Source organism: Streptomyces sp. NPDC003379 (genome assembly GCF_053589195.1).
Map to the genome: position 1 here is coordinate 1 of NZ_JBSFRK010000031.1, position 21,390 is coordinate 21,390.

The following is a 21,390-nucleotide window of genomic DNA, read 5'->3' on the forward strand; positions in this document are numbered from 1 at the left end:
GGTGCCGCCTGGAGAACAGGGGGCACCGGACCGGCGCCGTCGTGTCCGCTTCCGAGCCGCTACGCGCGCGTGCCGCTGACCCGGCCCTGGAGCAGCCGTGACAGCGCCGCGTGTACGTCGCCCAGGGAGCGCTCCGGCTGGAAGGCCTGCCAGTCGAGCGCGGCCACCAGCACCATGCCGACGAGCGCGGCGGCCGTCAGCGGGATGTCGATCTCGTCGCTGAGTTCGCCGTTGTCGACGCCCGCGCGCAGTACGTCCTCCACCACCGCGACCGCCTGCTGCCTGACCACCAGCAGAGTGGACTGCCAGGCCCGGTTGGTGCGCCAGAGCTCGGCGACGTACAGCTGGGTGAAGGCCGGATAGCGGTTGATGAAGACGAGGCCGGCGCGGATCATCGCGTCGAGGGCGTCGACCTTGCTGCCGCCGCTCTTCTCCGTCTCCTCGGCCGCCTCCTTCAGGGAGGCGGTCAACAGGCCGACGCCGTGCCGCAGCAGCTCTTCGAAGAGGACCGACTTGCTCGCGAAGTTGTAGTAGACGGTGCCCTTCGCGACCCCGGCCCGTTCGGCGATCTCGTCGACCGTCGTGGCGGAGAAGCCCTGCTCCGCGATGAGGGTGACGGCTGCCTCGTAGAGCTTCTGCCGGGTGGCCTCGCGGCGGGTGCTGCCTGCACTGCTGTCCATGACCTTGATTCTCACAGGTCTCGCAGGGCGCCCCTGCTTCGGCGTGCTCACAGGGTCAGCTCCGGGTGCAGCCGGTCCATCGTCCACACCTGCTTGCGGTGCGCGGAGAGCGCGGTGAGCGCGAGGGCACCCACCGTGAACGCCGTCAGGACCGCGCACGCCTGCCAGACGGGACCGAGGCCGCCGCCCGTGATGAGCCTCCGTAGAGCGTCGACGACGTGACTCATCGGTAGGAAGGGATGGATCGCGCCGAAGAAGCCGGGGCTCGTCTGCACCGGGTAGGTGCCGCCCGCCGACGTCAGCTGGAGCATGAGGGCGGCGAGGACGAGGATGCGCCCGGCCGCTCCGAAGCGGGCGTTGAGCCACTGCACGATGGCCGCGAAACACGCGGTCACCAGGCACAGGAAGCCGATCGTGCCGACCGCCCTGGTCATCTGGAGACCGAGCCCCCAGTGCAGCACGGACATGAGCGCCGCCGTCTGCAACACCCCGAGGGCCGCCACCGGCAGCCAGCCGGCCAGCGCGACGCGCCACGCGGAGGCGCCCGCGGCGAGCGCGCGCCGGTTGAGGGGCTGGATCAACATGTACGCCACCATCGCGCCGACCCACAGGGACAGCGGGATGAAGTAGGGCGCGAAGCCCGTGCCGTAGTTGGGCGCCTTGTGCATCGACTGAGAGGCGAGCTGCACGGGGTCGGCCATGACGTCGGTGCGCTCGTCACGGTCCTTCTTGTCGTAGTCGGGGATCTTCTTGACGCCGTCGTGCAGTCCGCCGGAGAGCTTCGCGGAGCCGTCGGCCAGCTTGAACATGCCGCCCTTGAGGTCGCTCGCGCCCGTCTCCAGCTTGCCGATGCCCGCGTCCAGGTCGTTCGCCCCGGTCTCGGCCGTGCCGAGGCCCGTGTGCAGCTTCCTGGCACCGTCGGCGACCTTGCCGGCGCCCTTGTCGAGTTCGTTGATCCGGGCGACGGCCTTCTCCAGGTCCTCGTCGAGGTGCGGGGCGCGGTCGGCGAGCGCCTGCGACTTCTTCTGGAGGGTGGCCAGGTGCTTGTCGAGCTTCTTGACGTCGCTGTGCTGGTCCTTGATCAATGTGTTCATGTCGTCCGCGATGGTCGACACGTTCTCGGCGGCCTTCCTGGCCTTCTTGATCTCGGAGCAGGAGGGGTCGGGAACCGGGGCCTTCTCGCAGTGCTCGGTGTAGAAGTCGCCGATGACCCTGGAGCCCTCCTCGGCGCCCTTGGCCGCCCCGGGCGCGAGCTTGACCCAGGTGTCGAGGTTGCGGCGCATCGCCTTGGAGGAGTCGGCGACCAGCTGGGCCGTGTCCCCGATGGTCTTGCCGTTGTCCTTCAGGAAGGGCCGCACCTTGTCCGCGGTGCCGTTGACCTTGCCGGCGAGCGTATGCGTCCCGTCCGCGACCCGCCTCGCGCCGCTCTTCAGTTCGCCCGCCTTCGTGTGGAGCTTCTTGACGCCCGCGGCCAGCTCGCCGCTGCCGTCCTTGGCGTCCCCGAGGCCCTTCGCGAGGTCCTTCGAGCCCTTCTTCGCCTTGCCGATGCCGCCGTCGAGCTTGTCGGCGCCCTCGGCGGCCTTCTGCGTCGCGCCGTGGATGTCGGAGAACGAGATGAAGATCCTGTCGAGGAAGGAGCGCGATGCCTTGGTGGACGCGGCCCTGCGCACCTCGGAGAAGACCGTCCGCGAGATCTGCCCGACGATGTAGTTGTTGGCGTCGTTCGTACGGACCCGCAGAGCGCCCGTCTCCGGAGAGTCCCCCGAACTCGACGCGACGCGCTTGCTGAAGTCCGACGGCATGGTCAGCGACAGGTAGTACGTCCCGTCCTCGACGCCCTCGCGTGCCTCGGCGTCGCTCACCTCGTGCCACTCGAAGGTCTTGCTGTCGTGCAGCCCCTCGACGATGGAGTCGCCCGCCTGGAGCTTCTTGCCCTGCGCGGTGGCCCCCTTGTCCTCGTTGACGAGCGCCACGGGGATGCGGTCGAGGCGGCCGTACGGGTCCCAGAAGGAGCACAGGTACAGCGCGCCGTACAGCAGGGGCAGCAGCAGGAGCGCGACGAGTGCGAGGCGCGGCAGCTTCCCCCTGCCGAAACGCCTGAGCTCAAGCGCGGCCAGCTTCGGCGAGCGCATCCGCCGCCTCCTTGTCGTCGTCGGTACGGATCACGACCGCGCCCTCAGGGGCCTCGCTGCACACCGCCAGGACGGTCGTCCCGCTCTCGGCGAGGGACTTCAACAGGCCCCAGGCCATGACCCGTTCGGCGTCCGGGAGCTTCAGGTCGGTGTCGTCGACGCCGAGCACGCGCGGCCGGCCGATCAGCGCGAGGGCCACGGACAGGCGCAGGGCTTCGAGCCGCTCCAGGTCGCGTACGGAGGTCCGTCGGCCCTTGGGCAGCGACTCCGTGTCGAGCCCGGCGGCGGCCAGCGCGGTGTCGACGCGCAGCCGGGTCTCGTTGCGCCGCTCGGCGCGCGGCCGCAGCAGCCCCCGCAGCGGTCCGCCGAACCGCCGCTCCAGGAGGGCCCGTTCGTGCAGATGCTCGGCGACGGTCAGGGCCGGGTCGAGATCGGTGACGCCGGGCACGGGCCCCAGAGCGCTGATCCGGCGCACCGCGGCCAGCTGCTTGGGCAGCCGGAAGCGGTCCACGCACGCGTGGCCCTCGGTGGCGCGCATACGTCCCGTCAGAGCGAGCAGCAGACAGGTGCGGCCCGACCCCGACGGGCCCTCCAGCGCGATCAGCGACCCGGGCTCCGCGTCGACGCCGATGCCCCGGAACACCCAGCCCCGCGGCCCCTTGAGCCCGAGGCCCTCGGCGGTGACGGCGGCGCCCCGCACGTCGTCGGTCGGACCGTCCACAGTCCCCCCTGCCCCTCTTTTGAACTGACTGGTCAGTTCAAAAGTAAGCCCGGACCGTCGATCGAGGCAAAGGGCCAGGTCAGAGCCGATTGTCAGTGGCGTACTCCACGATGGGCACATACGGCCACCGCGCCGTCACACGACGACAGGAGGTTCGTCATGGCCAGCACTTCCGCAGCAGCCGCACACCGGCACAGCGCCGTGCGCCCCGCACCCTCACTGGCCGGCCCGGCGAGCGATGTCCACCCCGTCCTGCGCCGCGCGACCGCCCCGCCCGCCGCCCTCGAACTGCTCGCCCAGGCCCACGCCGGAATCGACGAGGCCACCCGCCTGGACCCGCCGAACGAGCGCTATGCCACCGCCCACCTCGCCGCCCTGCGCACCGCCGCCGCCGTCCTGGCCGCGCGCGGACGGCCCGAGACGTCCCCGCGCCGCAGGCAGCGCATCCGCAGCGCCTGGGAAGTCCTCCCCGAGATAGCCCCCGAACTGACGGAGTGGAGCGCCCTGTTCGCCTCCGGTGCCGCACGCCGGGCCCGCGCCGAGGCGGGCATCCAGGGCGCCGCCACCGCCCGCGACGCCGACGACCTGATCCGCGACGTGGCGATGTTCCTGCGCCTGGTCGAGCGGATGCTGGTCCTCCAGCCGGTGCTGCCCCAGCCGAGGCAGGAAGCGCGGGACGCGGGAGAGGAGCGGCAGCCGGACGCGGGCTGACCGGCAGTCCACACCCCGGGACGGATGACCGGGGCACTGCACGGCAGGCAATAGGGTGGGGACGATCGCAACCCCACGCGCCGAGGAGTCAACTGCCGTGTCGGACCCGATGCGCCCGCCCGTCTCCCACCACCACCCTCACACGGCGTCGCTGCGCTCCGACCCCTCCCGTCCCCGCGCTTCTCTCCGTACCGCCGTGGTCTGGGACGTCCTGAGCGACGCCCTCGACCGCCGCGTCAAGGCCACGGGCCCACAGCCGCGTACCGAACTCGACGTGCTCGACACCGGAGGCGGCAGCGGCAACTTCGCGGTGCCGGTCGCCCGCCTCGGTCACCGCGTCACGGTCGTCGACCCCAGCCCGAACGCCCTGTTCGCACTGGAGCGCCGGGCCGCCGAGGCCGGCGTCGCGGAGCGGGTGCGCGGCGTCCAGGGCGACATCCTCGGCCTCTTCGACGTGGTGGAGCGCGGCGGCTTCGACGCCGTCCTGTGCCACGGCGTCCTGGAGTACGTGGACGACCCGGCCGAGGGGGTGCGCCTCGCCGTCGACGCGCTGCGCCCCTCCGGAGTGCTCAGCCTGCTCGGCGCCGGCCTCGGCGGGGCCGTGCTGGCGCGGGCCCTCGCCGGTCACTTCAAGGAGGCGCAGACCGCGCTCACCGACCCGGCGGGCCGCTGGGGCGCGGGCGACCCCGTGCCGCGCCGCTTCACCGCCGAGCAGCTCACCGAACTGGTCGAGGCCGCGGGCGTGCGCGTCGACGCGGTGCACGGCGTGCGGGTCTTCGCCGACCTGGTCCCCGGCGTCCTCGTCGACACCGAGCCGGGCGCCCTGGAGGCCCTCCTCAAGCTGGAGGCCGCCGCCGCCGAACTGCCCGCCTTCCACTCCGTGGCCACCCAGCTGCATGTGCTCGGCGAGGCGCGCGGTACCGCCGAAGCATGAGGTGCGCCCGCGACTGCCCCGCTGATCAGCGACGCAGCCGCACATGGAGTACGCCACAGGACCCCCGAACGGGCTACCGGCGCCGTATGATCGAGGGACACCGTCCTGCATGACGGCCCGGCCGCTGGGGAATGCACGCTTCAGCGAGCCGGAGCGATGTGAAGGTCCGGTTTGGCGAAGTTGGCGCAGAGGGGCGGGTTTCACGGGGGCGATTCCCTGCCTATCCTGAAGGGGACCCCCGGTCGCCCCGGCGACTGCACGATGAGGAGGACTCCGTGCCGCTCTCGGAGCACGAGCAGCGCATGCTCGAGCAGATGGAGCGAGCGCTGTACGCCGAAGATCCCAAATTCGCGACAGCGCTTGAGGGAAGCGGGCTGCGTACGTACACCCGGAAGCGGGTCTACCAAGCGGTCGTCGGCTTCCTGGTGGGCATCGCCCTTCTCATGGCCGGAATGGTCGCCCAGCAGATCTGGATCAGCGTGGTGGGGTTCCTCGTCATGCTGGGCTGCGCGGTGCTCGCCGTCACCGGTTGGCGCAAGGCCCCGAAGCCGGGCGAACAGCCCGCGGGCGCGGCCGCGCAGGGTGGGCCCCAGGCTCGTCGGCAGACAAGGCAGCGCCGTTCCGTCATGGACCGCATCGAGCAGCGGTGGCAGCGCCGCCGCGACGAACAGCAGGGTGGTCAGTGAGCTCGGCCGCGCGAGGCTGACCGAACAGACTTGAGTGTGCGTGAGGGGTGACCACCCAAGGGCGGTCACCCCTCACGCATGTCCCGGCTCACGCATGTCCCGGCCGGGGCGCTCATACACGTCCCGGCCGGGCGGGCAAGCCCTCGCCTCAGCTCTCCGGTGAAGCCCGCCGCAGCAGCCGCCGCGGCAGCCTCCGGGTCAGCGCCGCCCACCGCTTGGCGGCCCGCTCGCTCCAGCGCGCGCTGAACGCCGCCCAGCGGTCCGATGCCGCCCACACCACCCGTGCGGCCGAACGCGGCGCGAGCGTCGCCCGCAGCCGGGTGGACCGGCTCGCCGAGGCCCGCAGCCCCTCACGTACGCGCCGCACATCCTCGGAGAGCCCCGTCATGGGAAGCCGCGGGTTCGGGGCGTAGAGCGCCTGCTCCACGGCGGTCGCCACCCGGTGGGCGGCCTCCGCGGGCCCCGTGGTCAGCTGCCCGATGCGGACGATCCGCGCGGCGGCCTTCCGGGGGGTCTGTGACTCGTCCGGCTCAATGCCGTGGTCCCAGGCCGTATCGGTCACTTCGAGCCAGGCGGACAGGGCCCGCGCCGTGGAGACCGCAGGCGCCATGGTGACCGCCGGCCCACCGGCGACGGGGCCCAGCCGCACCGTCTGCACGCGGGAGCGCCACAGCAGGGGCAGCAGCGGCACCAGGATGAGGAGCAGCGCCGCCAGGGCCACCAGGACGATCATCCCGATGGGCGGCCCGTCACCCCCCGACCCGGCCGCGACCTGCGGGGCGGCGCTCGCGCAGCCACCCTGCTTCCTCATGTCGGGCGGGCAGCTGTCCGACGCCGAGGGCGCCGTGGACGGCTCCGAGGAGCGGGACGGCTCCGGGGTGTCCGGGTCGCTCACGCCGCCGGAGGGGACGTCGGAGCGCGTGTACTCGGGCACCGAGCCGCGGTTCGGCGTCGGCTCGAAACGGGTCCAGCCCACGCCCTCGAAGTACAGCTCGGGCCAGGCGTGCGCGTCCCGCAGCCCGACCGACATCGAGCCGTCGGCCTGCGCGGAGCCTGGAGTGAAGCCCACGGCGACCCGGGCCGGTATGCCCAGCGTCCGCGCCATGGAGGCCATCGCGAAGGAGAAGTGGACGCAGAAGCCTTCCTTCTGCTTCAGGAACTTCTCGATCGCGGCGGGACCGCTGCCCGCTCGCACCTGGGTGTTGTACGTGAACCCGCCGTCCGAAGCGAAGTAGTCCTGGAGCCTGACCGCCTGCTCGTACGGGTTCGCGGCACCCTTGGTGACCCGGCGGGCCGTGTCCGCGACCATGTCCGGCAGGGAGTCCGGCACCTTCGTGAACTCGCGCCGCAGATCCGCCGGGGGCGCGGACGCGTTAGCCAGCTGCTCGGCCGTGGGCTCCACGGCCAGGCTCGTGACCTGGTACTCGGAGCCTCGCGTCGTCTGGCCCCGGTCACCGACGAGGGCACGGCCCACCGGCTCGTACCGCCAGCGGCCGTTGATCTTCACCTGGCTGGCAGGGAAGGGCATGGGCAGCCAGTTCTGCGCGTAGCCGTCGGCGGCCTCGATGTTCGTCCGGATCTCGGTCCTGCGGACGTCGGGGAACAGCCCCTGGGGGTCCGGCAGGGGCGACGGCACGTCCTGGATGCGCCGGACGGTGGTCTTCCAGGTGGTGCCGTCGAACTGGTCGAGCGAGACGATCCGCAGATACAGCTCGTCGGACCGCTCGGCGTTCGTGCGGTACGAGATGACCTCGCGGTCCTCCGGCTGGTTCAGGCTGTCCTGGAGCGCGACCAGCGGATTCACGGCGGAGATCGTCCCGCCGCCGCCCGAGCCGCCCCCGCCCGGGCCGCCGGAGCCGCCCAGGAGGCCACCGCCCAGGGCCGGCAGCACGACCGGCACCACCAGGGCGATGCCCAGGGCCAGGGCGCCGATGCGCCGCCCCGTGCGGACCGGGGCGACCGCTCCGGAGCTGCTCTCCAGGCCCCCCGAGACCCGCCCCGGAGCGCGCGCCGCGCCGCCGAAGACGCGGCCCCACTGGGAGAGCCGGTCCCGGCCCTCGGCCAGGAGCAGCAGCAGATAGCCGGAGGCGGCGAGCAGGAACCACAGCCACCCGGCGCCGTCCCCGGACAGGCCCGCCGCGACCGAGTACAGCGCGAGCAGCGGCAGCCCGGCGGGGGCCGCCGTACGGAACGTCACCGCGAGGGCGTCCACCGCGAGGCCGATCACCAGGACCCCGCCGACCAGCATCAGCCGGATGCCGTCGCTGAGCGGCGCCGGGATCGCGTACCGCCCGACGTCGTCACCGCCCGCCTCCAGGAGCAGCCCGAAGCGCCGGAACACCTCGGGCCCCGGCACGATCCCCGCGAGGGCCTGCTCGCGGGCGAAGACCAGGGTGAGCAGCAGCAGCGTCACCAGCGCCTGCACCACCACGGTGAGCGGCCTGGCCAGCGGCACCCGCCGGGCCAGCGCGCCCACCCCGCTCTGCATCGCGAGCAGGATCACCGCCTGCAGGAACCACGTCGCCGGATCGACGAGCGGCAGCAGCGCCCCCGAGGCCATCACCGTGGCCGCGGTGGCGCACAGCGCGAGCCGCGCGCGTCCACTCATGACCGTCCCCCCACTGTCGTACGTACCTGCCGTGCGGCCGGGCCACCCGCGCGCGGGCCACCCGGCGATCCGTGCGGCGCGCTCATCCCCGGCCCCCAGTCGTCATCCCCAGCCCCCGCTCGTCGCCGTCCCCGCGGAGGGCGCGGCGCCCGCGCTCGTGCGGGCGTGGTCCGCCTGGCGCCACAGGTCCGTCAGGCTCGACCCCGGGGGCGCCGCCAGCGCCGTCCAGCCCGCCGCGCGCAGCATCCGCACCCGCGCGTCACCGGCGTCGGACGGCACACCGCCGGGACCCTGCGCCCAGGCCGCGCTGTCCAGGACGAAGGCGACCGCGGCGCCGCTGCGCCGGCGCATCTTGGCGACGATCGCCGCCTGCTCCTCGTCGAGGTCGCCGAGGAAGGCGACGAGAAGGCCTTCGTTGCCGCCGCGCAGCACGTCGTACGCGCGTGAGAGCCCGGCTCCGTCGGAGTGGTCGACGACCGCGAGGGTGTCCATCATCAGTCCGGCCGCGTCCGCGGACTCCTGGCTCGCGCCCGCGAAGCCGTCGGAGCCCTCGCCCGGCACGGAGGTGCCCGTATCGGTCAGGAGCCGGACGGAGAAGCCCCGTTCGAGCATGTGCACCAGTGTGGACGCCGTGCCGGAGACCGCCCATTCGAAGGCCGAGTCGGGCCCCGCGCCCCGGAAGCCTGTGCCCCGGGTGTCCAGGAGCACCGTGCAGCGGGCCCGCTGCGGCTGCTCCTCGCGGCGGACCATCAGTTCGCCGTAGCGCGCGGTGGAGCGCCAGTGGACCCGGCGCAGGTCGTCGCCGTGGCGGTACCCGCGCGGGATGACGTCGTCCTCACCGGCGAGCGCCAGCGAGCGGTTGCGCCCGTCGCCGTACCCCTTGGCCTCGCCCGTGAGCCGCACCGGGGGCAGCGCCTCCACGCGCGGGATGACCGTCAAGGTGTCGTACGTCGAGAAGGAGCGGGTCAGCTCGCACATCCCGAACGGGTCCGTCAGGCGCAGTTGCAGCGGCCCCAGCGGATAGCGTCCACGCAGGTCGGAGCGGACCCGGTAGGAGACCTCACGGCGTCCGCCGGCCTCGACGCGGTCGAGCACGAACCGGGGCCGGGGCCCGAGGACGTACGGCACCCGGTCCTGGAGCATCAGCAGTCCGGTGGGCAGCCGGGAGACGTTGTCCATGCGCAGATGGACGCGGGCCTCGGAACCGGCCGGCACGCGCGCGGGAGAGAGCCTGCGGCTGCCCGCGACGCGGTAGCGGGTGCGGAAGAGGACGACGGCGCAGACCAGCGGCAGCACGGCGAGGAGCAGCCCGACGCGCAGCAGGTCGCTCTGGCCGAGCACATAGGCGCAGATGGCGGCGGCGATGCCGGCCGCCAGGAAGGAACGTCCGCGGGTGGTCAGGCCCGCGAGGGCCGTGCGCAGCCCGCCCTTGCCGTCATCGGCGGGGCCCGACGGCCTCCCCCCGCCCGCCATCACAGCCCCCGCGCGCCGGGCGGAGGCCGGTTGGGCGGATGCTGGTCGAAGAAGCCGCTGCTGCCCGGCTGCGCGGCGGCGGGGACCGGGGTGTGCTGGAGGATTTCGAGGACGACCGATTCGGCCGTGCGGCGGTTCAGCTGGGCCTGCGCGGTGGGCAGCAGGCGGTGCGCGAGGACCGCGACGGCCAGGGCCTGCACGTCGTCCGGCAGGGCGAACTCCCGGCCGCTGAGCGCGGCGGAGGCCTTGGCGGCGCGCAGCAGGTGCAGCGTGGCGCGCGGCGAGGCCCCGAGTCTGAGATCCGGGTGGTTGCGGGTGGCGGCGACCAGGTCCACGGCGTACCGCCGGACGGTGTCGGCCACGTGGACCGTACGGACCGCGTCGATGAGCTTCACCATGTCGTGCGCGTGCGCCACCGGCTGGAGGTCGTCCAGGGGCGAGACGCCGCCGTGCACGTCGAGCATCTGCAACTCGGCCTCCGGGGACGGATAGCCGATCGAGACGCGCGCCATGAAGCGGTCGCGCTGCGCCTCGGGCAGGGGATAGGTGCCCTCCATCTCCACGGGGTTCTGGGTGGCCACCACCATGAACGGGCTGGGCAGTTCGTACGTCTGCCCGTCGATGGTGACCTGCCGTTCCTCCATGGACTCCAGGAGCGCGGACTGCGTCTTCGGAGAGGCGCGGTTGATCTCGTCGCCGATCACGATCTGCGCGAAGATGGCGCCCGGCTTGAACTCGAAGTCCCTGCGCTGCTGGTCGAAGATGGACACCCCGGTGATGTCCGAGGGCAGCAGGTCCGGCGTGAACTGGATCCGCCGCACCGAGCAGTCGATGGACCGCGCGAGCGCCTTGGCGAGCATGGTCTTGCCCACGCCCGGCACGTCCTCGATGAGCAGGTGCCCCTCGGCGAGGAGCACGGTCAGCGAGAGCCGTACGACCTCCGGCTTGCCCTCGATCACACTCTCCACCGACCTGCGGACACGCTCCGCTGTGGTGGTCAGATCTGTGAGGCTCGCTCGATCGTCATAGGTCGTCACCCGGCCCTCCTCGGCCCTTCCCCGCGCTCTCGAGGAGCAGGGGATACCCCATTGCCGGGCCGCCGCTCACGCGCACGACCCGGTCCACACGAATTCACCGACACCACGCGTGAATGGTCCGCGTGGTGTCACCTCCCGCATTGTTGTTGGGCATACCGGGTCGTGTCACTCGCCTGTGGATAACTGGCGCCGATTTGTCGGGTCTTACGACCTTTTGTCAGTCATGCAGGGGGCATGCGGGCGTCATGCGGGGTCGATCTCCCGCAGCAGACCCGTCGTCACGTCGAACACGAATCCGCGGATGTCGTCGGTGTGCGGCAGGAACGGCGAGGTCCGCACGCGCTGCATCGACTGGCGTACGTCCTGCTCGACGTCGCGGAAGGACTCCACCGCCCAGGTCGGCCGCTGGCCGACCTCGTTCTCCAGGTCCTGCCGGAACTCCTCGGTGAGGGACTCAAGGCCGCAGCCGGTGTGGTGGATGAGGACCACGCTGCGGGTGCCAAGGGCGCGCTGGCTGATGGTCAGGGAGCGGATGACGTCGTCGGTGACCACGCCGCCCGCGTTGCGGATGGTGTGACAGTCGCCCAGTTCGAGACCGAGCGCGGCGTGCAGGTCGAGGCGGGCGTCCATGCAGGCGACGACGGCGACGCGCAGGACGGGACGGGCGTCCATGCCGGGGTCGGCGAAGTCGGCGGCGTATCTCTCGTTCGCCTCGACCAGGCGGTCGGTGACCGTGCCGACGGCTGTGTCGCCGATCGGCTCTGCGGGGGTGCGGCCCAGAGGGGATGCGGAAGTCGACATGGTTCTGACGTTAGTGGTCAGTGATCGACTCGGCCCGCTGTGAGAAGGGACAAAGAACGTCAAAGACTCTTGTTGTGAGGTAACCCACAGGACTGCGGTGGCTGCACCCGAATGGGTCGCTTAGGCCGATTTGTACATCCGTTCCGTACCGGTCCGCGACGCGCAGGCCGGTTGATTGACCGGGAGACACCGTGGACTAAAGTGACGCGAAGCGGGAGACGTGACCTGCTCCCCGCTGGACCGCACATCCCGGAGATTCCCTGAATCCCCACGTGCGCGGCGCGTACGTACGGCTCGGCCTCCTCCCGCTCCCGGTCGGCTGACGCCACTTCCCCGGCGCCGGCAGACCATTCCCCTTCACGGAGCGGGCGGGGACCCGGCAGTGCGTACGAACGCCGCGCCGGACCTGAGAGGGCCCCTTGACCGACAACAGCCGACACGTCCCGGTGATGCTCCAGCGGTGCCTGGACATGTTGGCCCCCGCGCTCGCCGAGCCCGGCGCGGTCGTCGTCGACTGCACCCTGGGCCTCGGCGGCCACAGCGAGGCCCTCCTGGCCGCCTTCCCTTCGGCCCGCCTCATCGCCCTGGACCGGGACAAGGAGGCGCTGCGCCTGTCCGGCGAGCGGCTCGCCCCCTACGGCGACCGGGCCACCCTGGTGCACGCCGTCTACGACGAACTCCCCGAGGTGCTCGACCGCCTGGACGTCCCGCGCGTCCAGGGCATCCTCTTCGACCTCGGCGTCTCCTCCATGCAACTCGACGAGGCCGACCGGGGATTCGCGTACGCCCAGGACGCGCCCCTGGACATGCGCATGGACCAGACGACCGGCATCAGCGCGGCCGAGGTCCTCAACACGTACGCACCGGGGGAACTGGTGCGGATCCTGCGCCAGTACGGCGAGGAGAAGCAGGCCAAGCGCATCGTCAGCGCCGTCGTGCGCGAGCGCGAGAAGGAGCCGTTCAGCAACAGCGCGCGGCTCGTCGAGCTCATCCGCGACTCCCTGCCGCAGGCCGCCAAGCGCACCGGCGGCAACCCCGCCAAGCGCACCTTCCAGGCCCTGCGCATCGAGGTCAACGGCGAACTGAGCGTCCTGGAGCGGGCCGTGCCCGCGGCCGTGAAGACGCTCGCCGTCGGCGGCCGGATCGCCGTCCTGTCGTACCACTCGCTCGAAGACCGCCTGGTCAAGCAGGTGTTCGCGGCCGGTGCCGCGAACACGGCCCCGCCCGGCCTGCCGGTCGTCCCCGAGCGCTACCAGCCGCGGCTCAAGCTTTTGACCCGTGGTGCCGAACTGCCCACCGAGGAAGAGGTCGCCGAGAACCGCAGGGCGGCCCCGGCGCGGCTGCGGGGCGCGCAGCGCGTACGGGAAGACGTCCGCTGAGCAGCACCTGCTGATCAGAGTCCGCTGATCAGAGTCCGCGAGGAGGCTCCATGAGCAAGAAGCCCGAGCTGCGGGGGAGGGCCGCCCGCCTCGCGCGACTGCTGCCGCAAGGGCCGAACCAGGCCGCGCGCACGCCCTTCGTCCTCCTCGTCGTACTGCTCCTCGGCGGCGGCCTGATCATGCTGCTCGTCCTGAACTCCTCGCTCAACGAAGGCTCGTTCCAGGTGAGCGAGCTCAAGAAGGAGATAAAGGACTTCACCGAGGAGGAGCAGCAGCTCCAGCGCGACGTGGACGGCTACGCGGCCCCCGACGCCCTCCAGCGGCGCGCCGAAAAGCTCGGCATGGTCCCCGGCGGTGACCCGGCCTTCCTCGACCCCGACGGCACCGTGCGCGGCGTGCCCGGCGCCGTCGCCCCGCCCGCGCCGCGCCCGCAGGAAGCGGCGCCCCCGGCGGCCTCCGTCCCGATCCCCGTCCCGCCCCCGGCCCCCGCCCCGGCGCCCACGACCTCGCGGCAGGCGGCCCCTCAGCCGGTGGCCCCCCGGTCCGCGGCTCCCCGGCCCATGAAGCCCGGCCCCCCGACGACCTCCGGCAGGTGACGTTCAGTGTCCGACAGGGAACCCCCGCGGCGCCGGGTGCCAGGGCCCGCCAGTCCCGCGCGCTCCGGCGCGCCCCGCCGCCCGGTCTCCGAAGGGCGCCCCGCCGCCCGCCGCCCCGGCCAGAAGGCCAGGCCCCGCACCATCCGCCTGGGCAGCCCCCGCCCCCGCCTTCGCATGGTCAGCCTCGGCCTGACGCTGGTGATGCTGGCCTTCGTCGTACGGCTGCTCCAGGTGCAGGCCGTCGACGCCGACGTGTACGCGGCCAAGGCCGAGAAGAACCGCTACTTCACGCACACCCTGGCGGCCGAGCGCGGGCGCATCACCGACCGCGGCGGCGTCGAACTGGCCGCCAGCGTGGACGCGTACGACATCACGGCGGACCCCACGCTGTTCACACGGAAGGAGACGCAGACCAAGGACGCGCCCGAGCAGGCCGCCGCGCTCCTGGCCCCCATCCTCGGCAAGAGCGCCGCCGAGCTCACCAAGAAGCTCAAGACCCGCGACACCCGCTACGTCCTGCTCGCGCAGCGCCAGACCCCCAAGGTGTGGAAGCAGATCAAGGACCTGCGCGGCGCGCTCGCACAGAAGGCGGACACCGACCCCGACTCCCCGAACGTGCTGGCCGGTGTCCTCGCCGACCCGAGCAGCAAGCGGGTCTACCCCAACCACGACCTGGCCGCCGGGATACTGGGCTGGGTCAGCTCCAACGGCAAGGGCGGCGGCGGTCTGGAGCGGCAGCTCGACAGGCAACTGGCGGGCGAGAACGGCAAGATCCGCTACGCCCAGTCCGGCGGCCGCCGCGTGCCGACCGCGGGCTCCACGGAGACGCCCGCCGTGCCCGGCTCCGACATCGAACTCACCATCGACCGTGACATCCAGTGGGCCGCGCAGAACGCCATCAGCAAGCAGGTCGAGAGGTCCAGGGCCGACCGTGGCTACGTGATAGTGCAGGACACCCGCACCGGCGAGGTCCTCGCGATGGCCAACGCCCCCAGCTTCGACCCCAACGACCTCTCGAAAGCCGACGGCGCGGCGCTCGGCAACGCCGCGCTCCAGGACGCCTTCGAGCCCGGCTCCACCGCCAAGGTCATGTCGATGGCGGCGGTCCTGGAGGAGAACGCGGCCACACCCGGCACCCATGTGACGGTGCCCAACCGGCTGCACCGCGGCGACCGCCTCTTCCAGGACGACATCGACCACCCCACCTGGAGCCTGACGCTCAACGGCGTGCTCGCCAAGTCCTCGAACATCGGCACGATCCTCGCCACCGGACAGCTGGGCAGGACGCAGCGGGAGGCCAACGAGGTCCTCTACTCGTACCTGCGGAAGTTCGGCCTCGGCAAGGAGACCGGGCTCGGCTTCCCCGGCGAGACGTCCGGCATCCTCGCGCCCGCAGGCAAGTGGTCCACCTCCCAGCAGTTCACGATCCCGTTCGGCCAGGGCGTCTCCATCAACGCCATGCAGGCGGCCTCGGTGTACTCGACGATCGCCAACGGCGGCGTACGCGTCGAGCCCACGCTGGTGCGCGGCGCGAAGGGCCCCGACGGCACCTTCAAGCCCGCGCCGAAGCCCAAGAAGACCCGCGTGGTGAGCGAGAAGACGGCGAAGACCCTGTCGCAGATGCTCGAATCCGTCGTCGACGACGAAGAGGGCACCGGCACCAAGGCCCGCATCCCCGGCTACCGCGTCGCGGGCAAGACCGGTACGGCCAACCGGGTCGACCCGGCGACCGGCCGCTACAAGGGCTACACCTCCTCCTTCGCCGGCTTCGCGCCCGCCGACAAGCCGCGCGTCACGGTCTACTGCGCGATCCAGAACGCGACCAAGGGCAGCTACTTCGGCGGTCAGATCTGCGGCCCCATCTACAAGGAAGTCATGGAGTTCGCCCTGAAGACGCTCCAAGTCCCGCCCACGGGGAGCGGTCCGGCCCGCCTTCCCGTCACCTTCTAGCCCGGAGACCGACCAGGAACCGCCCGTGACAACGATCACCCCGGACCCGGGGAACCACTCCTCGCCACACCGCCCGCCCACCCGTCTCCCGCCACCACCCCTGCCCGACCGCGCTACGCGCAGGCCCCTCCCTTTTGGCCCCACGGGGGGTGCGCCCGGTACGCTCACCGCCGTGCCACACGCTGATCAGTCCCAAACCACCCAGAAGGGCGCTCCCGTGACATATCCGGGACCGCCGCGGCCGGACCAGGTCTCCGCGACCTCGCTGACGGAGCTCGCGGGCCGGCTGGGCGTCGCCGTCGAGGGAAACGCAGACAGCACGGAGATCACGGGCATCACGCACGACTCGCGCGCGGTGCGCCCTGGTGACATCTACGCCGCGCTGCCCGGTGCCCGCATGCACGGCGCCGACTTCGTCGCGCAGGCCGCCGACCTGGGCGCCGCGGCCATCCTCACCGACCCGACCGGCGCCGAGCGCGCGGCCGCGACCGGCCTTCCGGTCCTGGTCGTCGACAGCCCGCGCGACCGGATGGGCGAGCTGGCGGCGGCGGTCTACGGCCACCCCGGCCGCGGCCTCCTGCAGATCGGCATCACCGGTACGTCCGGCAAGACCACCACCGCCTACCTCGTCGAGGGCGGGCTCAAGGGCCTGCGCGCGACGGGCCTCATCGGCACGGTCGAGACGCGCATCGGCGACGAGCGCATCAAGTCGGAACGTACGACCCCCGAAGCCACCGACCTCCAGGCGCTGTTCGCGGTGATGCGCGAGCGCGGCGTCGAGGCGGTCGCCATGGAGGTCTCCAGCCACGCCCTGGTCCTCGGGCGGGTGGACGGCTGCGTCTTCGACGTCGCCGTCTTCAACAACCTCAGCCCGGAGCACATGGAGTTCCACTCCGGCATGGAGGACTACTTCCAGGCCAAGGCGCAGCTCTTCACCAAGCGGCGCGCGCGGCTCGGCGTGGTCAACTTCGACGACGAGTACGGGCGTCGGCTCATCACCGAGTCCGAGGTGCCCGTCACCACCTTCTCCGCCGAGGGGCACCCCGACGCCGACTGGCGCGCCGAGGGCGTCGAGGTCGGGCCGCTCGACTCGACGTTCGTCGCGGTCGGCCCCAAGGGTGAGCGCGTCACGGCGAAATCCCCGCTGGCGGGCCCCTTCAACGTCGCCAACACCCTCGCCGCGATCGTCTCGCTGGCCGTCGCGGGGATCGACCCGCAGCAGGCCGCCGACGGCGTCGCCGCGGTGCCCGGCGTGCCGGGCCGCCTGGAGCGCGTCGACGCGGGCCAGCCCTACCTCGCCGTCGTCGACTACGCCCACAAGACGGACGCCGTCGAATCGGTCCTGCGCGCGCTGCGCAAGGTCACCGAGGGCAAGCTGCACATCGTGCTCGGCTGCGGCGGCGACCGCGACAAGACCAAGCGGATGCCGATGGGCGCGGCCGCGGCCCGCCTCGCCGACACCGCCGTACTGACCTCCGACAACCCCCGTGGCGAGGACCCCCTCGCGATCCTCGCCACGATGCTCGCCGGCGCCGCCGACGTGCCGGCCCACGAGCGCGGCGACGTCGCCGTCTTCGAGGACCGCGCCGCCGCCATCGCCGCGGCCGTCGCCCGCGCCGAACCCGGCGACACCGTGCTGGTCGCGGGCAAGGGCCACGAGCAGGGACAGGACATCGCCGGGGTGGTGCGTCCCTTCGACGACCGCCAGGTGCTTCGCGAAGCTATCCAGCAAACCCAGGGATGAAGTTGTGATCGCCCTCTCCCTCGCCGAGATCGCCACTGTCGTCGGCGGGCAGACGTACGACATACCGGATCCGGCCATCCAGGTGACCGGCCCCGTCGTCCGGGACTCCCGTGAAGTGGAGCCCGGCAGCCTCTTCGTCGCCTTCGTCGGCGAGCGCGTCGACGGCCACGACTACGCGGCCGACGTGGTCGCGGCGGGCGCGGTCGCCGTGCTCGCCTCGCGGCCGGTCGGCGTGCCCGCCGTCGTCGTGGACGACGTACAGGCGGCGCTCGGCGCCCTCGCACGCCATGTCGTGGAGCGGCTCGGCGCGACCCTGGTCGCGCTGACCGGCTCGGTCGGCAAGACCAGCTCCAAGGACCTGCTCGCCCAGGTGCTGCGGCGCAAGGCGCCCACGGTCTTCACGCCGGGCTCCCTCAACAACGAGATCGGCCTGCCGCTGACCGCGCTCAGCGCCACCGAGGGGACGCGCTTCCTCGTCCTGGAGATGGGGGCGCGCGGAATCGGCCATATTCGCTACCTCGCCGGCCTCACGCCGCCGAGGATCGGCCTCGTCCTGAACGTCGGCACCGCCCACATCGGCGAGTTCGGCGGACGTGAGCAGATCGCGGAAGCGAAGGGCGAGTTGGTGGAGGCGCTGCCCGCGGACGGGGCCGCGATCCTCAACGCCGACGACCCGCTCGTACGCGCCATGGCTTCGCGCACGAAGGCCCGGATCGTCCTCTTCGGAGAGGCAGACGACGCCGACGTACGTGCCGAGAATGTCCGTCTCATGGAGAACGGACAGCCTGCTTTTACGCTGCACACACCCTCCGGGTGCAGCGACGTGACCATGCGGCTGTACGGTGAGCACCACGTGTCGAACGCGCTTGCCGCGGCCGCCGTCGCCCATGAGCTGGGCATGTCCGTCGACGAGATCGCCCTCGCGCTCTCCGAGGCGGGCACGCTGTCCCGCTGGCGGATGGAGGTCACCGAGCGCCCGGACGGTGTGACAGTCGTCAACGACGCCTACAACGCGAACCCCGAGTCCATGCGAGCGGCCCTGCGCGCGCTCGCGGCCATGGGCCAGGGGCGCCGTACGTGGGCGGTGCTCGGTCAGATGGCCGAGCTCGGGGACGAGGGTCTCACCGAGCACGACGCGGTCGGACGCCTTGCCGTCCGGCTCAACGTGAGCAAGCTCGTGGCAGTCGGGGGCAGGGAAGCGTCCTGGCTCCAACTGGGCGCATACAACGAGGGTTCGTGGGGTGAGGAGTCGGTGCACGTGTCCGACGCACAGGCGGCGATCGACCTGCTGCGCAGCGAGCTGCGCCCAGGAGACGTCGTGCTGGTGAAGGCGTCCAGGTCGGTCGGGTTGGAGCGGGTCGCCACCGCGCTGCTCGACGACGCCGCGGTGTCTTCTGAGGGGCAGGTCTCCGGCCGATGAGGCAGATCCTCTTCGCGGGTGTGATCGGGCTCTTCCTGACCCTGGTCGGCACCCCGCTGCTGATCAAACTCCTGGCCCGCAAGGGTTACGGCCAGTTCATCCGGGACGACGGCCCGCGCGAGCACCACAGCAAGCGCGGTACGCCGACCATGGGTGGCATCGCCTTCATCCTGGCCACGCTCATCGCGTACTTCCTCACGAAGATCATCACCGGCACGGAGACCACGCTCTCCGGCCTCCTGGTGCTCTTCCTGATGGCGGGCATGGGCCTGGTCGGCTTCCTCGACGATTACATCAAGATCGTCAAGCAGCGTTCGCTCGGTCTGCGCGCCAAGGCGAAGATGGCCGGCCAGCTGATCGTCGGCATCGGCTTCGCCGTGCTGGCGCTGAACTGGCCGGACAACCGCAACCAGACGCCCGCCTCCACCAAGCTGTCGTTCGTCACGGACTTCGGCTGGTCGATCGGCCCGGTCCTGTTCGTGGTCTGGGCGCTGTTCATGATCCTCGCGATGTCGAACGGCGTGAACCTCACCGACGGTCTGGACGGCCTCGCCACCGGTGCCTCCGTGATGGTCTTCGGCGCGTACACCTTCATCGGTGTCTGGCAGTACCAGGAGTCCTGCGCCAACGCGACGACGCTGACCAACCCACAGGCCTGCTTCGAGGTCAGAGACCCGCTCGACCTCGCGGTCGTGGCCTCCGCGCTGATGGGCGCCTGCTTCGGCTTCCTGTGGTGGAACACCTCGCCCGCCAAGATCTTCATGGGTGACACCGGCTCGCTCGCCCTCGGCGGCGCGCTCGCGGGCCTCGCGATCTGCTCCCGCACGGAGCTGCTGCTCGCGCTCCTCGGCGGCCTCTTCGTGATGATCACCATGTCGGTGGTCATCCAGGTCGGCTCGTTCAAGATGACCGGAAAGCGCGTCTTCCGGATGGCGCCACTCCAGCACCACTTCGAACTCAAGGGGTGGTCCGAGGTCCTTGTGGTGGTCCGCTTCTGGATCATCCAGGGCATGTGCGTGATCGTCGGCCTCGGTCTCTTCTACGCGGGATGGGCAGCCGAAAAGTGACCTCTGCGTCCCACTGGCAGGGCAAGAACATCACCGTCGCCGGTCTCGGCGTGAGCGGCATCAGTGCCGCCCGCGCCCTGGCCGGCCTCGGCGCGTCGGTGACCGTCGTGGACGGCGGCTCGGGGGCGGCGCACCAGGAGCGCGCCGCCTCGCTCCGGGGCGAGGGCATCTTCGTACGCCTGGAGGACGCCGAGACGCTTCCCGAGGGCGCCGACCTGGTCGTCACCTCGCCGGGCTGGAAGCCGTCGTCGCCGCTGTTCGCCGCGGCCGCGGAGGCGGGCGTGGACGTCATCGGGGACGTCGAGGTCGCCTGGCGGCTGCGCGGTCCGGGCGCTGCGCCCTGGCTCGCGATCACGGGCACCAACGGCAAGACCACGACCACGCGGATGCTCGCCTCGATCCTGTCGGCGGCGGGCCTGCGCACGGCCGCCGTCGGCAACATCGGCACCCCGATCGTGGACGTGATCCTCGAAGGCGACGACGCGTACGACGTGCTGGCCGTCGAGCTGTCCTCCTACCAGCTGCACTGGGCGCCCTCCTTGCGCGCCCACTCCGCGGCGGTCCTGAACCTCGCGCCCGACCACCTCGACTGGCACGGCTCCATGGAGGCGTACGCGGCCGACAAGGGCCGCGTCTACGAGGGCAATCAGATCGCCTGCGTCTACAACGTCGATGCCTCCGACAAACCGTCCACCGAGGACCTGGTCCGCGAGGCCGACGTCGAAGAGGGCTGCCGCGCCGTCGGTTTCACGCTGAACGCGCCCGCGCCCTCGCAACTGGGCGTCGTGGACGGCATCCTGGTCGACCGTGCGTTCGTGCCGGACCGCCAGAAGCAGGCCCAGGAGCTCGCCGAGATCTCCGACGTCCAGCCGCCCGCGCCGCACAACATCGCCAACGCGCTGGCCGCCGCGGCCCTCGCCCGCGCCTTCGGCGTCCGGGCGACGGCCGTACGCGACGGCCTGCGGGCCTTCCGCCCGGACGCCCACCGCATCGAGCACGTCGCCGATGTCGAGGGCGTCGCGTACGTCGACGACTCCAAGGCCACCAACACCCACGCCGCACAGGCGTCGTTGGCGGCGTACGAGTCGATCGTCTGGATCGCGGGCGGACTGGCCAAGGGCGCCACCTTCGACGAGCTCGTCGCGGGCGCCGCGAAGCGGCTGCGCGGGGCCGTCCTCATCGGCGCCGACCGCGCGCTGATCCGCGAAGCCCTCGCGCGACACGCGCCCGAGGTCCCGGTAGTCGACCTCGACCGGACCGACACTGGGGCGATGTCCGAGGCCGTACGACGTGCGGCCGAGCTGGCTCAGCCCGGGGACACCGTGCTGATGGCCCCGGCCTGTGCCTCGATGGACATGTTCACCAACTACACCAAGCGTGGTGAAGCGTTCGCGGACGCCGTCCGCGCACTCGGCTCCACGCGCGCCTGACCGGGTCTTCCGTCCGGCCGG

At 71.9% G+C, this 21,390-nt stretch carries 17 protein-coding genes; 10 read left to right on the plus strand and 7 right to left on the minus strand.

The annotated features are described in order from the left end of the window. Nucleotides 1–59 precede the first annotated feature (59 nt). The 3 genes from ACWDVB_RS26975 to ACWDVB_RS26985 are packed head-to-tail and all read right to left on the minus strand — an operon-like array spanning nt 60 to nt 3,533. Nucleotides 60–680, minus strand: a complete 621-nt coding sequence (locus ACWDVB_RS26975) for a TetR/AcrR family transcriptional regulator (protein ID WP_451518281.1) — start codon at nt 678–680, stop codon at nt 60–62. A gap of 47 nt (nt 681–727) precedes the next feature. Further along, entirely contained in the window at nt 728–2,812 is a 2,085-nt protein-coding gene (locus ACWDVB_RS26980) for a YhgE/Pip family protein (RefSeq protein ID WP_451518282.1), read from the minus strand. Further along, nucleotides 2,784–3,533 carry an ATP-binding cassette domain-containing protein gene (locus ACWDVB_RS26985; protein WP_451518283.1) on the minus strand — a complete coding sequence of 250 codons (750 nt, stop codon included), beginning with the start codon at nt 3,531–3,533 and terminating at the stop codon, nt 2,784–2,786. The genes ACWDVB_RS26980 and ACWDVB_RS26985 overlap by 29 nt, the downstream gene beginning before the upstream one ends. Nucleotides 3,534–3,692: 159 nt before the next feature. Between ACWDVB_RS26985 and ACWDVB_RS26990 the strand changes: the two genes are divergently transcribed. From ACWDVB_RS26990 to ACWDVB_RS27000, 3 genes are all read left to right on the plus strand, one after another. After that, the gene (locus ACWDVB_RS26990) at nt 3,693–4,244 is read left to right on the plus strand and encodes an SAV_6107 family HEPN domain-containing protein (RefSeq protein WP_451518284.1); all 552 of its coding nucleotides are present in this window, start codon (nt 3,693–3,695) and stop codon (nt 4,242–4,244) included. A 97-nt stretch (nt 4,245–4,341) separates the two neighbouring features. Continuing rightward, nucleotides 4,342–5,178 carry a class I SAM-dependent methyltransferase gene (locus tag ACWDVB_RS26995; protein ID WP_451518285.1) on the plus strand — a complete coding sequence of 279 codons (837 nt, stop codon included), beginning with the start codon at nt 4,342–4,344 and terminating at the stop codon, nt 5,176–5,178. A 275-nt stretch (nt 5,179–5,453) separates the two neighbouring features. Further along, a complete protein-coding gene (locus ACWDVB_RS27000) occupies nt 5,454–5,864 on the plus strand; it encodes a DUF3040 domain-containing protein (protein ID WP_451518286.1) in 411 nt (136 codons plus the stop codon). Nucleotides 5,865–6,012: 148 nt separating this feature from the next. Here the strand turns inward: ACWDVB_RS27000 and ACWDVB_RS27005 are convergent, their stop codons facing one another. The 4 genes from ACWDVB_RS27005 to ACWDVB_RS27020 form a co-directional block, all read right to left on the minus strand. After that, the gene (locus ACWDVB_RS27005; RefSeq protein WP_451518287.1) at nt 6,013–8,472 is read right to left on the minus strand and encodes a transglutaminase TgpA family protein; all 2,460 of its coding nucleotides are present in this window, start codon (nt 8,470–8,472) and stop codon (nt 6,013–6,015) included. A gap of 102 nt (nt 8,473–8,574) precedes the next feature. Then, nucleotides 8,575–9,945 (minus strand): DUF58 domain-containing protein, encoded by a 1,371-nt coding sequence (locus ACWDVB_RS27010; RefSeq protein ID WP_451518288.1) that lies wholly within the window; start codon nt 9,943–9,945, stop codon nt 8,575–8,577. After that, the gene (locus ACWDVB_RS27015; RefSeq protein WP_451518289.1) at nt 9,945–10,982 is read right to left on the minus strand and encodes an AAA family ATPase; all 1,038 of its coding nucleotides are present in this window, start codon (nt 10,980–10,982) and stop codon (nt 9,945–9,947) included. The genes ACWDVB_RS27010 and ACWDVB_RS27015 overlap by 1 nt, the downstream gene beginning before the upstream one ends. 243 nt (nt 10,983–11,225) lie before the next feature. Further along, nucleotides 11,226–11,846, minus strand: a complete 621-nt coding sequence (locus tag ACWDVB_RS27020) for a beta-class carbonic anhydrase (protein WP_451518290.1) — start codon at nt 11,844–11,846, stop codon at nt 11,226–11,228. 356 nt (nt 11,847–12,202) lie between these two features. On the opposite strand from ACWDVB_RS27020, the gene rsmH reads away from it, so the two are divergent. Genes rsmH through murD form a run of 7 tightly spaced genes read left to right on the plus strand, consistent with a single transcriptional unit; the run spans nt 12,203 to nt 21,369 of the window. Further along, complete coding sequence (gene rsmH, locus ACWDVB_RS27025) at nt 12,203–13,162, plus strand: 16S rRNA (cytosine(1402)-N(4))-methyltransferase RsmH (RefSeq protein ID WP_451518291.1); 960 nt, start codon at nt 12,203–12,205, stop codon at nt 13,160–13,162. 50 nt (nt 13,163–13,212) lie between these two features. After that, the gene (locus ACWDVB_RS27030; RefSeq protein ID WP_451518292.1) at nt 13,213–13,758 is read left to right on the plus strand and encodes a septum formation initiator family protein; all 546 of its coding nucleotides are present in this window, start codon (nt 13,213–13,215) and stop codon (nt 13,756–13,758) included. Between the two features lie 6 nt (nt 13,759–13,764). Further along, complete coding sequence (locus tag ACWDVB_RS27035) at nt 13,765–15,708, plus strand: peptidoglycan D,D-transpeptidase FtsI family protein (protein WP_451518293.1); 1,944 nt, start codon at nt 13,765–13,767, stop codon at nt 15,706–15,708. A 25-nt stretch (nt 15,709–15,733) separates the two neighbouring features. Further along, nucleotides 15,734–17,452 (plus strand): UDP-N-acetylmuramoyl-L-alanyl-D-glutamate--2,6-diaminopimelate ligase, encoded by a 1,719-nt coding sequence (locus ACWDVB_RS27040; RefSeq protein WP_451518294.1) that lies wholly within the window; start codon nt 15,734–15,736, stop codon nt 17,450–17,452. Nucleotides 17,453–17,456: 4 nt separating this feature from the next. Then, entirely contained in the window at nt 17,457–18,872 is a 1,416-nt protein-coding gene (locus tag ACWDVB_RS27045) for a UDP-N-acetylmuramoyl-tripeptide--D-alanyl-D-alanine ligase (RefSeq protein ID WP_451518295.1), read from the plus strand. Next, nucleotides 18,869–19,939, plus strand: coding sequence for a phospho-N-acetylmuramoyl-pentapeptide-transferase (mraY, locus tag ACWDVB_RS27050; protein WP_358584294.1), 1,071 nt, complete (start codon nt 18,869–18,871; stop codon nt 19,937–19,939). Before ACWDVB_RS27045 ends, mraY begins: the two co-directional genes overlap by 4 nt. Next, nucleotides 19,936–21,369, plus strand: coding sequence for a UDP-N-acetylmuramoyl-L-alanine--D-glutamate ligase (gene murD / locus ACWDVB_RS27055; RefSeq protein ID WP_451518296.1), 1,434 nt, complete (start codon nt 19,936–19,938; stop codon nt 21,367–21,369). Before mraY ends, murD begins: the two co-directional genes overlap by 4 nt. The last annotated feature ends 21 nt before the right edge of the window (nt 21,370–21,390 follow it).